The organism is Caulobacter sp. LARHSG274 (genome assembly GCF_052871235.1).
Genome location: NZ_JBIXJO010000016.1, coordinates 60705 through 75198, shown reverse-complemented (window position 1 = coordinate 75198; position 14494 = coordinate 60705). Strand labels below are relative to the sequence as shown.

Annotated in this window: 8 protein-coding genes; 6 read left to right on the top strand and 2 right to left on the bottom strand. The window is 69.3% G+C overall.

The features are described 5' to 3' along the window. Positions 1–59: 59 nt before the first annotated feature. From ACIPQB_RS20305 to ACIPQB_RS20280, 6 genes are all read left to right on the top strand, one after another. A complete protein-coding gene (locus ACIPQB_RS20305) occupies positions 60–1133 on the top strand; it encodes a LacI family DNA-binding transcriptional regulator (protein WP_446487069.1) in 1074 nt (357 codons plus the stop codon). Beyond that, positions 1126–2421 carry an MFS transporter gene (locus ACIPQB_RS20300; RefSeq protein ID WP_446487068.1) on the top strand — a complete coding sequence of 432 codons (1296 nt, stop codon included), beginning with the start codon at positions 1126–1128 and terminating at the stop codon, positions 2419–2421. Before ACIPQB_RS20305 ends, ACIPQB_RS20300 begins: the two co-directional genes overlap by 8 nt. A 22-nt stretch (positions 2422–2443) precedes the next feature. Continuing rightward, positions 2444–3718, top strand: a complete 1275-nt coding sequence (locus ACIPQB_RS20295) for an MFS transporter (RefSeq protein ID WP_446487067.1) — start codon at positions 2444–2446, stop codon at positions 3716–3718. A gap of 8 nt (positions 3719–3726) precedes the next feature. After that, positions 3727–5358 (top strand): glycoside hydrolase family 43 protein, encoded by a 1632-nt coding sequence (locus tag ACIPQB_RS20290; protein ID WP_446487066.1) that lies wholly within the window; start codon positions 3727–3729, stop codon positions 5356–5358. A gap of 133 nt (positions 5359–5491) precedes the next feature. Further along, positions 5492–8440, top strand: a complete 2949-nt coding sequence (locus ACIPQB_RS20285; protein ID WP_446487065.1) for a hybrid sensor histidine kinase/response regulator — start codon at positions 5492–5494, stop codon at positions 8438–8440. Positions 8441–8496: 56 nt separating this feature from the next. Then, complete coding sequence (locus ACIPQB_RS20280; RefSeq protein ID WP_446487064.1) at positions 8497–10071, top strand: response regulator; 1575 nt, start codon at positions 8497–8499, stop codon at positions 10069–10071. A gap of 30 nt (positions 10072–10101) precedes the next feature. Here the strand turns inward: ACIPQB_RS20280 and ACIPQB_RS20275 are convergent, their stop codons facing one another. After that, on the bottom strand, positions 10102–11025 hold the full coding sequence (locus ACIPQB_RS20275) for a family 43 glycosylhydrolase (RefSeq protein ID WP_446487063.1): 924 nt from the start codon (positions 11023–11025) through the stop codon (positions 10102–10104). Positions 11026–11102: 77 nt separating this feature from the next. Further along, positions 11103–14312 (bottom strand): glycoside hydrolase family 2 TIM barrel-domain containing protein, encoded by a 3210-nt coding sequence (locus ACIPQB_RS20270; RefSeq protein ID WP_446487062.1) that lies wholly within the window; start codon positions 14310–14312, stop codon positions 11103–11105. Positions 14313–14494: the final 182 nt, after the last annotated feature.

Sequence of the window (14494 nt, the reverse complement as noted above, 5' to 3'; positions counted from 1 at the left end):
GGGGACGATCGGCCAACACGCCCCCGCCGCGCTTTCGGCGGACGCAAGAAGGTTATCCATTGAGCAGGCCAGACCGCGCCCGAGGCGCCACCATTGTCGATGTCGCCCGCCTGGCGGGCGTCTCGCGCATGACGGTGTCGCGGGTGATCCATGATCGCGCCAAGGTGCGGGAAGAGACACGCACCGCGGTGCTGGCGGCGATCCGCGACCTGAACTACGAGCCCAACCTGGCGGCCCGCAACCTGGTCATGGCCGGGGAATTGCGGATCGGGGTGATCTATTCCAACCCCAGCGCCGCCTTCATGAGCGACTTCCTGATCGGCGTGTTCGAGGAAGCCACCAGCGCCGGGGCGCGGCTGATCCTGGTGCGGGGCGAAGACGGCCAGGCCCCGGCGCCGGAGGACCTGCGGCGGTTGCTGGGGACCGGCGTCCAGGGCGTGGTCCTGGCGCCGCCCCTGGGCGAATCCGCGATCGTGCTCGACCTGCTCCGCGCCGCCGACCTGCCCGTCGCAGTGGTCGCCGCGGGCCGGCCGCCGGCCGACGCGATCAGCGTCCGCATCGACGACCGCCTGGCCAGCGAGGCCATGGCCCGGCGCCTGCTGGATCTGGGCCATCGGCGCATCGGCTTCATCGCCGGCAATCCCGACCAGACCGCCAGCGCCGAGCGCCTGGCGGGGGCGCGCGCGGCGATCGCCGCGGTCCCGGGGGCGGAACTCGTCCTGGCCCAGGGAACCTTCACCTACGAATCGGGCCTGGGGGCCGCCGAGCAGCTGCTCGATTCCGACCCGCCGCCCACCGCGATCTTCGCCAGCAACGACGACATGGCCGCCGCGGCCGTGTCGGTCGCCCATCGCCGACATCTCGACGTGCCGCGCGACCTCACCGTGGTCGGGTTCGACGACACGACCGTGGCCACCACGCTCTGGCCGCCGCTGACCACGGTGCGCCAGCCGGTGCGGCAGATGGCGGCCGTGGCCCTCGATCGGCTGATGCGCGCCTTGCGCTCGGCCGAGCCTTCCGAAGCCTCCGCCGACTATGTCCTGGGTCACGTTCTGATCGAGCGCGAGTCCACCGCTCCGCCCCGGCGCGCCGCCACGAGCGCGAAAGCCCCCGAGAGGTCCTCGCATGTCTGATCCGTCCCCCGACATGGAACGCGCGACGGTCGGGCGGGTGACCCGGCGGCTGATGCCGCTGTTCTGCCTGATGTACCTGATCGCCTATATCGATCGGCAGAACGTGTCCTACGCCAAGCTCGACATGGTTCATGCCCTGGGCCTCACCGAGGCGGCCTACGGCCTGGGCGCTTCGTTGTTCTTCATCGGCTATTTCCTGTTCGAGGCGCCGTCGAACCTGATCCTGGCCCGGGTGGGCGCGCGGGTCTGGTTCGCGCGGATCATGTTCACCTGGGGCCTGGTCACCCTGGCCCTGGGCTTCACCCAGAACGCCACGATGTTCTACATCCTGCGTTTCCTGCTCGGCGTCACCGAGGCCGGGTTCTTTCCCGGCGTGCTCTATGTCCTGACCCTCTGGTACCCGCAACATCACCGCGCGCGGATGGTGGGCCTGTTCATGATCGCCAGCGCCGTGGCCAACGCCGTCGGCGCGGCCGTGGGCGGCCTGCTGCTGGACCTGGACGGAACCCTGGGCCTGGCGGGCTGGCAATGGGTGTTCCTGGTCACCGGCGTCCCGGCCGTGCTGCTGGCCCCCTATGTGCTGTGGCGGCTGCCGGACGGCCCGGCCCAGGCCCGCTGGCTGCCGCAGGACGAAAGAACCTGGCTGGCCGCGGTGCTGGATGCGGAGCGGGGCGGGGCGGTCGACGACCATCGCGGCGCCTGGAAGGCGATCTTCGACCCGCGCGTGCTGCTGCTGGCGGGGCTCTATATCGGCATGCCGCTGGGCGCCTATGGCCTCAGCTACTGGCTGCCGACCATCGTCAAGTCGTTCGGGGTCTCCAACACCGTCAACGGGCTGATCAATGTCATCCCCTGGCTTCTGGTCGGCGTGGCCCTGTGGCTGGTGCCGCGCCACGCCGCCCGCCATGGCGCCAGCGCCTGGCACATCGCCGGACCGGTCATGGTGGGCGCGGCCGCCCTGACCCTGAGCGTGGTCGTGCCGGGCGCGGCCCTGAAGTTCGCCATGCTGTGCATCGCCGCGCCGGCCATCTTCTCGGCCCAGCCGGTGTTCTGGAGCCTGCCGCCCAGCTTCCTCAGCGGACCGCGGGCGGCGGCCGGCATCGCGGCGATCAACGCGATCGGCAATCTGGGCGGCTTCATCGCCCAGAACCTGGTGCCGCTGGTGCGCGACGCCACAGGCAGCAACCTGGCGCCGATGCTGGCCCTGGCGGCCGTGCTGCTGGTGACCAGCCTGCTAATCTTCTACGCCATGGCCCGGCTGGACCGGGCGCGGGCGAACGCCGGATGAGCCTCCGGTCTGGACCCCTGCCATGAGCCGCAAGATCCCGAACCTTCGCTGGTGGATGATCGGCCTGGTGATGCTGGGCGCGGTGATCAACTACCTGACCCGCAGCACCCTGGGGGTCGCCGCCCCGACGGTGCTGGCCGACCTGCAGATCGGCCCGCGGGAATATTCCTGGATCACCGGCGCCTTCCAGCTGGGGGTGATGCTGCAGCCGTTCTGCGGCTATGTGCTGGACTCCATCGGCCTGAAGCTGGGCTTCGCCCTGTTCGCCACCGCCTGGTCGCTGATCACCATGGCCCACGGACTGGCCGGCAGCTGGCAGGTCCTGCTGGGCTTGCGCGGGGCCCTGGGCGTGGCCGAGGGCTGCGCGCATCCGGCGGGCATGAAGGCGGTGTCGACCTGGTTCCCGGCCCGCGAGCGCGGCCTGGCCGGCGGGGCCTACAACATCGGCGCCTCGATGGGCTCGGTGCTGGCGCCGCCGCTGGTGGCCTGGTCGATCCTGGTCTGGAACTGGCGGGCCGCCTTCGTGGTGGCCGGCGCCCTGGGCTTGGCCTGGGTGCTGCTGTGGCTCTTCGCCTACCAGTCGCCCGACCGCCACAAGGCCCTGTCCGACAGCGAGCGCGAGCTGATCGCTTCAGGACAGGAGGCGCATCTGGAGGACGCCGGGACCCGGCCCTCGATGCTCGGCCTGCTGGCGCGGCGCAATTTCTGGGGCATCGCCGTGCCCAGGTTCCTGGCCGACCCCACCTGGGGCACGCTGTCGTTCTGGATCCCGCTGTACCTGACCACCGTCCGCCATTTCGAGCTGAAGCAGATCGCCCTGTTCGCCTGGCTGCCGTTCGTGGCGGCCGACGTCGGCTGCCTGTTCGGCCCGGCGGTCGTGCTGTTCCTGCAAAGGCGCGGCGTCAGCCTGATCAACGCCCGGCGCGGCGCCTTCACCCTGGGCGCCCTGCTGATGACCGGCATGATGTTCGTCGGCCGGGTCGAGAGCCCCTATGTCGCCATCGCCCTGCTGTGCCTGGGCGGCTTCGCTCACCAGACCCTGTCGGTGACAGTGATCACCATGTCGTCGGACCTGTTCCGCCGCAACGAGGTGGCGACGGTGGCCGGCATGGCCGGGTTCTTCGCCAATCTGGGGGTGCTGGTCTTCTCGCTGCTGATCGGCGGCCTGGTGGCCAGCGTCGGCTACAGTCCGTTCTTCGTCGCCCTGGGCGTGCTCGACCTGGCGGGGGCGGCGCTGCTGTGGATCCTGGTCCGCGACCCAGCCTCCGCCAAGCCCGTCACTGTTCCGACCCTGTAGAGCGTTCCATGTCGCAAGCCACGATCCACAATCCGATCCTGCGAGGCTTCAACCCCGATCCGTCGATCGTCCGGGTCGGCGAGGACTATTACATCGCCACCTCGACCTTCGAGTGGTTCCCGGGCGTCCAGATCCACCATTCGCGCGATCTGGTGAACTGGCGGCTGCTGACCAGGCCCCTGGCCCGGGCGAGCCAACTGAACATGCTGGGGGCGCCCGACGGCTGCGGGGTCTGGGCCCCGTGCCTGACCCATGCCGACGGCAGGTTCTGGCTGATCTATACCGACGTGAAGCGCTATGGGCGCACCACGGTGGGCGGCGCGTCCGGCGCCTCCCTGCGCGACTTCCACAACTACCTGGTCACCGCCGACCACATCGAAGGTCCGTGGTCGGAGCCGGTGTTCCTCAACAGCAGCGGCTTTGATCCGTCGCTGTTCCATGACGACGACGGCCGAAAATGGCTGCTGAACCAGCTGTGGGACCACCGGCCGGGCCGCAATCGCTTCGCCGGCATCGTGGCCCAGGAATACGACCCGTCGGCGGCCGCCCTGGTCGGCGCCCGCAAGCTGATCTTCCCCGGCACGTCCCTGGGCCTGACCGAAGGGCCGCATCTCTACAAGCGGGAAGGGTGGTACCACCTGATCACCGCCGAGGGCGGCACGGGCTTTGACCACGCGGTGACCATGGCCCGCGCGCGCACCCTGGAAGGGCCCTACGAACTGCACCCCGACGGTCCGGTCCTGACCGCCCGCAACCGACCGGATGTCGCGCTGCAGCGCGCCGGCCATGCCGACCTCGTCGACACCCCCGACGGCCAGACCTGGATGGTCTATCTGTGCGGGCGGCCGCTGCCGGACCTCGGCCGTTGCGTGCTGGGCCGGGAGACGGCGATCCAGCCCATGGTGTGGGGCGGCGACGGCTGGCTGCGCACCCGCGACGGGTCGGGCGACCCGGAACTGAACCCGCCGTCGCCGGGCCTGCCGCCCGCGCCGTTCCCGCCCGGGCCGGCCTGGGAGGATTTCGACGGTCGGGATCTGCCCATCGATTTCCAGTGGCTGCGCTCGCCGTTCCCGGACGCGCTGTTCAGCCTGACGGCGCGCCCTGGCTGGCTGCGGCTGTTCGGTCGCGAGACGATCGGCAGCCAGTACCGCCAGGCCCTGGTCGCCCGCCGCCAGCAGGCCCACAGCTACGCCGCCTGGACGGTGATGGATTTCGCGCCCGAGCATTTCCAGCAGGCGGCGGGCCTGGTCTGCTATTACGGGGCCAGCAAGTTCCACTACCTGTTCGTGTCGCGCGACGATGAGCACGGCCGCCACATCCAGGTGATGTCGGCCCTGCCCGACGGCCCCGAAGGCGACGCCTTCACGCGGCCGATCCCGCTGCCCGACGCCGGCCTGGTCCACCTGCGGGTCGAGGTCGATTTCGAGCGCCTGCGCTTCGCCTTCAGCCTGGACGGCCAGGCCTGGACCTGGCTGCCGGAGGTGTTCGACGCCTCGATCCTGTCGGACGAGGCCACGACGCCCGGCGCGCCCAATTTCACCGGCGCTTTCGTCGGCATGGCCTGCCAGGACCTGTCGGGCGCGGCCCGGCCGGCCGATTTCGATGGCTTCGGCTATGTGGAGCGCGTCCATCAGCCTTAGGCGGGCGATGCGACGTCATCAGGCCGATCCCGGCGCCGGTCGGTATCTGAAGCTGTAATACCCCTCCCAATCACCACCAATGCGCGTAAGCTTGGTCATGGCGCGCCGGCGGGCGAAGCGGCCGAGGGGGAGCATGAGCCAGACCCATACCGAACTGCCCCTGCCTCGGGCCGCGGCGATCGTCCTGGTCGCCGTCGCGCTCACGGGCGGCGTCCTTTTGGTGGCGGGCCCTGGCGACTATCCGGACCTCCACACCATTCTGGACACTAGCCTGGCCCTGCTGTTGGGGGTGATGGCGCTGTTGCTCTGGGACATGGGCCAGCACGCGGGAAGCTCGTTTCCGAAATGGCTCGCCGTCACCTGCGCCGCCGCCTTCGTCCTGGCGGTCATCCACGTGCTGGTGACCGTCGAGTGGTCGGGGTCGCTGGCGGTGATCGCGCGGTCGAAGGCGGTGCTGCGTCCCGCCACCTGGCCGCCGGCCACCCACCTGTTGCCGATCGGCGTCGGCTGGGCGCTGTGGCGCCTGCGACGGGGCATGACGGGCGGGATGGCTCGATATGCCCTGGTCATCACTATCTTGGGCGCCGGGCTGTTCGTGGCCTTTCAGCACCTGCCGACCTATCTGCCGCCCGGCCTGCTGGGCGTCACTCGCCCGGCCCTGGTCCTGGCGCCGTTGCTATGGGCGGGCGTCGGGGTGGCGGCATGGCGGCTGCGCGCCCTCGACCGTCTGGCCGCGCCCATCGCCTGGATGGCCGGGACGCTGGCGGCGGCCAATATCGTGATGCTCTATTCGCGCGCGCCGGCCGACGGACCGGCGATGGTCGCCCACTTGGGCCGGGCCGGCGGTTTCCTGGTCCTGCTGCTTTCGGCCATCCAGGTGGCCTCGCGCGACATGTTCGAGCGCATCGGCGCCGAGGCGGCGCTGTCGCGGCTGAACACCGAACTGGACCAGCGCGTGGTCGAGCGAACCGCCCAGCTCGAAGCCGCGAACGCCGCCCTGGAAACCGAGATGCGGGCGCGCCGCCAAGGCCAGCGGCTGCTCGACGCCATCATCGAGAGTTCCCCGGCCGTGATCTACGTCAAGGACCTGGAGGGCCGCTATCTGATGGTCAACCGCCGCTATGCCGACATCTTCCATATCGACCGCGACGCGATGATCGGCAGCACGGACCACGATATCTTCTCCAAGGAGGTCGCCGACGCCTTCCGGGCCATGGACGTGCGCGTCGCCGCCGCCGACCTGCCGCTCACCGAGGAGGAGGAGGCGCCGCACGACGACGGTCCGCACGCCTATATTTCAGTGAAATCTCCGCTGCGGGACGAGGCGGGCCAAGCCTATGCGGTGTTCGGCATCTCGACCGACATCACCGAGCGCAAACGGGCGGAAACCCGCCTGCGCACGCAATTCGAGCGCCTGAGCCTGCTGGACGAGATCACCCGCGCCATCGGCCAGCGGCAGGATATCCAGAGCATCTTCCAGGTCGTCGTGCGCAGCGTCGAGGACCAGCTGCCGGCCGACTTCGCCTGCCTGTGCCTCTATGACGACGTCGAGCGGGCGCTCACGGTCGCCGCCGTCGGGGCCAACAGCCAGGCCCTGGCGTTCGAGTTGGCCATGCCCGAACGAGCCCGCGTCGACATCGACCAGAACGGCCTTTCGCAATGCGTCGGTGGTCGCCTGGTCTATGAGCCGGACATCGCCAAGGTGCGTTTTCCCTTTCCGCAGCGGCTTGCCGGCGGCGGCCTCGGATCGATGGTCTGCGCGCCGCTGCAGATCGAGAGCAAGGTGTTCGGCGTGCTGGTGGTGGCCCGTTTCCAGGCCGAAGCCTTCGTCAGCGGCGAATGCGAGTTCCTCCGCCAGCTGAGCGAGCATGTCGCCCTGGCGGCGCACCAGGCCCGGTTGCACGGCGCGTTGCAGGCGGCCTATGACGACCTTCGCCAGTCCCAGCAGGCGATCATGCAGCAGGAACGGTTGAAGGCCCTGGGCCAGATGGCCAGCGGCATCGCCCACGACATCAACAACGCCCTGTCGCCGGTCGCCCTTTACACCGAATCCATGCTGGAGACCGAAACGGGGCTCAGCCCGAACGGCCGGGGGCGGCTGGAGGTCATCCGGCGCGCCGTCGAGGACGTGTCGCAGACCATCGCGCGCATGAAGGAATTCTACCGCCAGCGTGAACCGCAACTGGCCCTGGCCGCGGTGACGCTGAACGATCTGGTGCAGCAGGTGGTCGATCTGACCCGGGCGCGGTGGAGCGACATGGCCATGGAGCGCGGCGTGGTCATCGAGGTCCGGGTCGAGCAGGCCGTCGACCTACCCGCGGTGCTCGGCGTGGAAAGCGAGATCCGCGAGGCCCTGATCAATCTGGTGCTGAACGCCGTCGACGCCGTTCCGGACGGCGGCCTGCTGACGTTGCGCACCCGGCTGGCCGGCGACGCCGTCGTGGTCGAGGTCCAGGACAACGGCGTGGGCATGGACGAGGAGACGCGCCGGCGCTGCCTGGAGCCGTTCTTCACCACCAAGGGCGAACGCGGGACGGGGCTGGGCCTGGCCATGGTCTATGGCGTGGTCCAGCGTCATGGCGCGGAGATGGACATTCGCCCGGCGTCCGGCGGCGGTACGCTGGTCAGCTTGAGTTTCCCCGTTCCGGCCCATCTGGCGGCCCAGGCCGGCGAGGCGGCCGCGCCGGTCCCCCCTAGCCGGCTGCGCCTGCTGCTGATCGACGACGACCCGGTGCTGCTCAAGGCTCTGGGCGACACTCTGGAGGCCGACGGTCATCAGCTGACGATCGCCAATGACGGCCAGGCCGGCATCGACGCCTTCAGCGCCGCCCACCATCGCGGGGAGGCGTTCGCCGCGGTGATCACCGACCTGGGCATGCCCTATGTCGACGGCCGCAAGGTGGCGGCGGCGATCAAGGCGCTGTCGCCGTCCATGCCGGTGCTGTTGCTCACCGGCTGGGGTCAGGGGCTCGCGGCCGATGCGGAGATCTCGCCGCATGTCGATCGGGTCCTCAGCAAGCCGCCCAAGCTGCGCGAACTGCGCGCGGCCCTGGCGCAACATTGTCCGGCGGGGGAAGGCTGATGGAAGGCGGCGGCGGGGAAACGACGGGCATGGCGGGTTCGCGGCGGCCCCGGATCTTGATCGTCGACGATGAGCCGGCGATCGTCGAGGCGCTGCGCGACACCCTGAGCGATCGCGGCTACGACCCCGTCGGGTTCACCGACGGGACGGCGGCGCTGGCGGGCCTGGAGGCCGGTCAGTTCGACCTGCTGCTCGCCGACCTGTCGATGCCGCGGATCGGCGGGGTCGACCTGTTGCGCGAAGCGCAACGGCGCGATCCGGATCTGGTCGGGGTGATCATGACCGGCGACGGCACGATCGCCACGGCGGTCGAGGCGATGAAGACCGGCGCGCTGGACTACATTCTCAAGCCGCTGAAGATGAGCGTCATCCTGCCGGTCCTGGCGCGGGCCCTGACCGTGCGCCGGCTGCGAACCGAGAACGCGGCGCTGGAACGCAGCGTGCGCGAACGCACCGTCCAGCTCGAAGCGGCGCTGCGCGACCTCGAAGCCCAGACCGCCGAACGGCTGCGGGCTGAACAGGCGCTGATGCAGGCCCAGAAGCTGGAGGCGGTCGGGCGGCTGACGGGCGGCGTCGCCCACAACTTCAACAACCTGCTGATGGCCATCGACGGGGCGCTGCAGCTGCTCGACAAGCGGCTGGACCCCGAGCATGTCGGCCGCAAATATGTCGACTGCGCCCGGCAGGCGACCGAACGGGGCGCCAAGGTCACGGGCGAGCTCCTGGCCTTTTCACGCACCCAGCGGTTCGATCTGCGGCCCACGGAGATAGGCGGCGCGCTCCGGGCGGGCCAGTCGATCTTCGCCCAGGCCGCGGGACCCACGGTCCGCTTCAGTCTTGAGCTGGGGGACGACGAGGTCTGGGCCATGACCGATCCGGACCAGCTCGAACTGGCCGTCGTCAATCTTGCGATCAATGCGCGCGACGCCTTGCCGGACGGCGGGGATGTCACCCTGGGCCTGACCGTCGAAGACGCCGCTGCGCCGACCGTGGCGGTCTGGCTGCGCGACACTGGGACCGGCATGTCGAGCGAGGTCGCCGCCCGGGCCTTGGAGCCGTTCTTCACCACCAAGGAGCGGGGCAAGGGCACGGGCCTGGGCCTGGCCCAGGTCTACGGCTTCGCCCGCCAATGCGGCGGCGAGGTGAGGATCGACAGCGCGCCGGGGCTGGGCACGACGGTCACCATGGCGTTGCCGCGCGCGGCGGCGCCGGCCGTCCTGGATGCGCCGCCCAAGGCCGCCGCGTCCAGGACCCTGGAAGGCGAGGCGGAGGGCGTTCGGCTGCTGGTCGTGGACGATGACGACGCCGTGCGCCAGATCCTGGTCGACGGCCTGCGCCTGGAGGGCTTCGAGGTGGCCGAGGCCGCGGACGGCGAAGCCGGTCTCCAGGCGCTGCGCCGCGAACCGCCCGACGCCCTGGTGGTGGACTACGCCATGCCCGGCATGAACGGGGCGGAGGTCGCCAAGCAGGCCCGGGCCCTGCGGCCGGGTCTGCCGGTGGTGTTCTGCAGCGGCTACGCCGACACCCTGGCCTTGGACGACATCGAGGACGCGCCCCTGGTGCGCAAGCCGGTGGTGGTCTCGGCGCTGGGACGCATGGTGGTCGACCTGATCGCACGGCAGGGTGGGTGACGGCGGGCAACGCGGCGCATGGCCATTCGCCTATTGGGCGGTTGGTTTGGGCCGCACCTCCGCGATCGCGCCGTCGGCTTCGTAGTGCAACGGTTCGATGGCGATCGAGCGGCGGTGGTCGCCGCCGCCGGGCAGCAGGGCGTCATGGTAGAAGAACCAGGTCTTGCCCTTGTCCTGCAGGATGGCCTGGTGGTTGGTCGAGATCTTCAGATAGTCGAGGATCACGCCCCGATAGGCGTAGGGGCCCATCGGGGTCTTGGCGGTGGCGTAAACGATCTGGCCCGGCCAGCCGGTGGAGAAGCTGAAGTAGTAGAGGCCCTTGCGCTTGTGCAGGAACGGCGCTTCCCCATACTTCTTCTTTGGATCGGCGGCCGGGAAGCCGGTGACGGCGATGTCCTGGATCGGGCCGGCCAGGCTGATCATGTCCGCGCCCAGCTTGACGATCTTGGGCACGCGGGTGCCGAACACCATGTAGGCTTGGCCGTCGTCGTCGATCAGGACCTGGGGGTCGATCGGTTCGGCGCCGGCGTTGGCGTCGCGCGCCTTGTCGACCAGCGGCGCGCCGATGGCGTCGCGGAACGGACCCTCGGGACGGTCGGCCACGGCCACGCCGATCTTGTCGCCGCCGACCGGGGCGTAGAAATAGTACTTGCCGTTGCGATAGGCCGCCTCGGGGGCCCAGGCCTTGGCGTCGGGCTTGGCCCATTTGAACACCGAGACGCCGAGGAAGGCGCCGGCGTCGGTCCAGGTCTTCAGGTCCTTGGAGGTGTAGAGCCGCCAGGTGGTGGAGTCCCAGTAGGTCCCCGAATTGGACGCATCGTCGGTGGTGTACAGGTAGTAGCCGCCCTTGAAGGCGTGTGGCGACGGGTCGGCGTTGAAGCGCGGACTGATCGGCTCGCCGGCCAGGGCCGGGCCCGCGAGCAGGGCGGCCAGGAGGAGGGCGAAGCGCTTCATGACGGGAACTCCTTGAATACAGGCCCTGGCGAGCCTGTCTCGAAAGGCCGCCGGGAAGCGATGGCGAGGATGGACGATTATTCCGGCGGCGTCGCCTGGGCTGGGCGGGCCTTTTCAGGCGTGGTCCCGTCGCCGGTGAACGGCTCGAAGCGGAAACTCACGCGCGTGGGCGTCAGGGTGGTTCGGTACTTCATGTGCGGCAGGCCGAAGGCGTTCCAGGCGGTGTCGCCGCCAATGCCCCACTGGGCGGCGTCGACCAGCAGGGTTCCGTCGCCGTGGGGCACGACGTCGGTTGATTTCCAGGTCCCGGGCGGACGGCGATAGAGGTCTTCATAGGGGAAGGCCAGGGCGGTCATCATCAGCGGCCGCTCGCCGGTGATCCGCACGCCGCGTCCCTGGCCGCTCAGCTCCATCCAGCGGACGTCGATCTTGTTGCCGGTGTCCTGCGGGCGGATGTAGTCGTGGTTCTGGTCCGCCACCGCCCCGCGCCACAGCCCGATCGGCGCCGAGGTGTAGCGGTCGACATAGGTCTCCTGCGGCCCGCGGCCCAACCATTCGACCGTCTTCAGGTCCGGAGGCGTCGTGTACCAGAGGCCCACGCGCACGGGCGGCGGCAGGTCGTCCTTCAGCGGCGTGAGTTCGCCGGCCACCGCCACGCTCCCGTCGCCGCTCATGGTGTAGGTGGTGACAAAGCGGGCCGCGCCCGCGCCCAGCGCGTGCTCGACGACGACCTGGCCGCCGCCGGCCGCCGCACGGGCGGTCACCGAACGCACCTGGCGATGTTCGGTCATCGCCTGCCAGGCGCGTTGCTGGAGGGCCAGGCCGGTGCCGGTGTCGTTGTCGGTCTCGGCCCGGAAGAAGTTGGGCTGTCCGCCGCGCGCGAGGACGACGCCGTCCTTGGCGTAGCCGTCGACCAGGCCGCTTGCACGATCGATCGTCAGCACCGCGCCGGCGGCCGACAGGGACACGACGTCCTTGCCGTCCGCGACCCTTACCGATCCGGCGCGGGCCGGCTCGACCCCGGGCGTCGACTTGAGCGCGAACTGCTCCCAGCCGACCACATAGCCTTCCGGCGTCAGCGGCACGGACCCGGTCTTGGCCTTGGCGCGGATCGTCACGAAATACTCAGCCCCTGGTTTGCGCGGCAGGGTCGGCAGCGGCAGGGCGATCGTCTGGCGTCCGCGCGCCCGGGTCGCCAGATCGGGAAGCGGACCGGAAGCGACCGCCACCCCGTTCTCCTCCAGCACCCACTCGAAGGCGAAGCCGGACAGGTCGCGGAAGTCGTGGCGATTGATCACGGTCACGCGGGCGCCGGCTTCGTCGAAGCCCTCGAACTGGATGGGCGAGAGGACCTTCCGGGCTTCGTAGAGCTGGGGATTGGGCGTGCGGTCCGACTGGTTCAGGCCGTCGCCGAACTCGATCTCGCCGCCGGGATTGGGCCCGTACTCGCCGCCGTCGCCCCAGTAGCGGCGACCGTCCTTGGCGTAGCGGTACATCGACTGGTCGACCCAGTCCCAGATGAAGCCGCCCTGCAGCTTGTCGTACTTGTAGATGGTGTCCCAGTAGTCCTTCAGATTGCCGCCGGAATTGCCCTGCATGTGGGCGTATTCGCACTGGATCATCGGCTGGGTGCGGGTGGGGTCGGTGGCCCAGTCGACCATCTTGGTCACGTCGTCATACATTGGGGCGTAGATGTCGACATAGGTGTTGGGCACGTGCTCCCAGGGCCGCGCGCCCCAGCCGAGATAGGAAATCAACCGACCAGGGTCGCGCTGGCGGGCGGCCGCCGCGGCCTTCGCGAAGTTCTGGCCGATCCCGGCTTCGTTGCCCAGCGACCAGAAGATCACCGAGGGATGGTTCTTGTCGCGCTCGACCATGTTGAGCACGCGGCTGACATGCGCGCCTTCCCAGGCCGGGTCGAAGCCGATCTGCCGCTTGGCGCGCTGGGCGGGATCGGCGTTGCCGTAGCCCATATAGGCGTGGCTCTCCACGTCGGCCTCGTCCATAACATAGAGGCCGTATTCGTCGGCCAGGGCGTACCAGAGCTCGGCGTTGGGGTAGTGCGAGGTGCGCACGGCGTTGAAGTTGTTGCGCTTCATCAGCTCGATGTCGCGTCGCATCGACGCCTCCGACATCACGTGGAAGGTCTCTGGATCATGCTCGTGGCGATTGACGCCGCGGATGACGATCGGCCGGCCGTTGACCGCCACCCGGCCGTCCTTGATCTCGACGGTGCGGAAGCCGATCCGCTGGGGCGTGGCCTGGATAACCTGGTCCTTGGCGTCCAGCACCTCGACCAGCAGGGTGTAAAGGTTGGGCGTTTCGGCGGTCCATGGGCGCACGCCGGGAACAGATGCGGAGAGAGTCTGGGTGCTGGCCGCGCCGGCGGCGACCTTGATCTCCTTCGTCAGCACCGCCTTGTCGCCGTCGAACAGGCTCATGCGGACGGTGACCGGCCGGTCGCGCGGCGCCATGGCGAGGTCGGCCGACAGCACGCCGTCACGATAGGCCTTGTCGAGGCCGGCATGGACGAAGAGGTCGGTCAGGCGGGCCTTCGGGGCGGCGACCAGATAGACCGAGCGCTCGATGCCGCTGACGCGCCAGAAGTCCTGGTCCTCGAGATAGCTGCCGTCCGACCAGCGGTGGATCTGGATGGCCACCACGTTCCGGCCGGGGCGCAGCAGCCGGGTGACGTCGAAGTCGCTGGGCAGCTTGGAGTCCTCGGAATAGCCGGCCTCCGCGCCATTGACCCAGACCTGGTAGGCCGAACCGGCCGCGCCGATGTGCAGGATGACGTCCTGGCCTGACCAGTTGGCGGGGATCTCGAAGGTCCGGCGGTAGGAGCCGACCGGGTTGGTGGCGTGGGGGATCAGCGGGCGGTTGGCCGGGAACGGATAGGTGATGTTGTTGTAGCGCGCCTGGTCGTAGCCTTCGGTCTGCCACATGGCCGGGACCTTGATGGTCTTCCAGCCGGAGACGTCGTAGCCGGGCTTCTCGAAGCCTTCCGGCGTCGCGTCCGACGACGGCGAGAAGTTGAACGACCATTGGCCGTCCAGCGACTGATAGCGCTGGGACCTGGTCTGGTCGCCGACCAGCGCGGCTTCGCGGGTTTCGAATGGGAAGTGGGTGGCGGTGGCCGGCAGCTTGCCGCGTGCGAACACCGCCGGGTTCTCCCAGTCGGGGCGCGACGGGTCGACTTGGACGGGTTGGATCTGCACGACGTCTTCCGCCTGGGCGGCGAAGGCGAGCACCAGCCAGGCCGCGCCGGCCATGAAACCCTGCCGCATTCGATTCTCCCTTTTCCTCAGGCCGGGGCCTGCGTCTGTTTCGGTCTTGTTAAAGCCAGACAAAACGCGCCGCCGCCATGTGGCACTACTCTACGTCGAAAGCAATATTTTGGCCTGACCAATTTTCTCACATCTGAAAAACATTTCTCTGGTGAATAATACAAAACAAGATAATTAAAGGA

Coding starts and splice junctions, on each gene's coding strand:
- ACIPQB_RS20300 (WP_446487068.1), top strand. CDS start 1,126: ATGTCTGATCCGTCCCCCGACATGGAACGCGCGACGGTCGGGCGGGTG.
- ACIPQB_RS20295 (WP_446487067.1), top strand. CDS start 2,444: ATGAGCCGCAAGATCCCGAACCTTCGCTGGTGGATGATCGGCCTGGTG.
- ACIPQB_RS20290 (WP_446487066.1), top strand. CDS start 3,727: ATGTCGCAAGCCACGATCCACAATCCGATCCTGCGAGGCTTCAACCCC.
- ACIPQB_RS20285 (WP_446487065.1), top strand. CDS start 5,492: ATGAGCCAGACCCATACCGAACTGCCCCTGCCTCGGGCCGCGGCGATC.
- ACIPQB_RS20275 (WP_446487063.1), bottom strand. CDS start 11,025: ATGAAGCGCTTCGCCCTCCTCCTGGCCGCCCTGCTCGCGGGCCCGGCC.
- ACIPQB_RS20270 (WP_446487062.1), bottom strand. CDS start 14,312: ATGCGGCAGGGTTTCATGGCCGGCGCGGCCTGGCTGGTGCTCGCCTTC.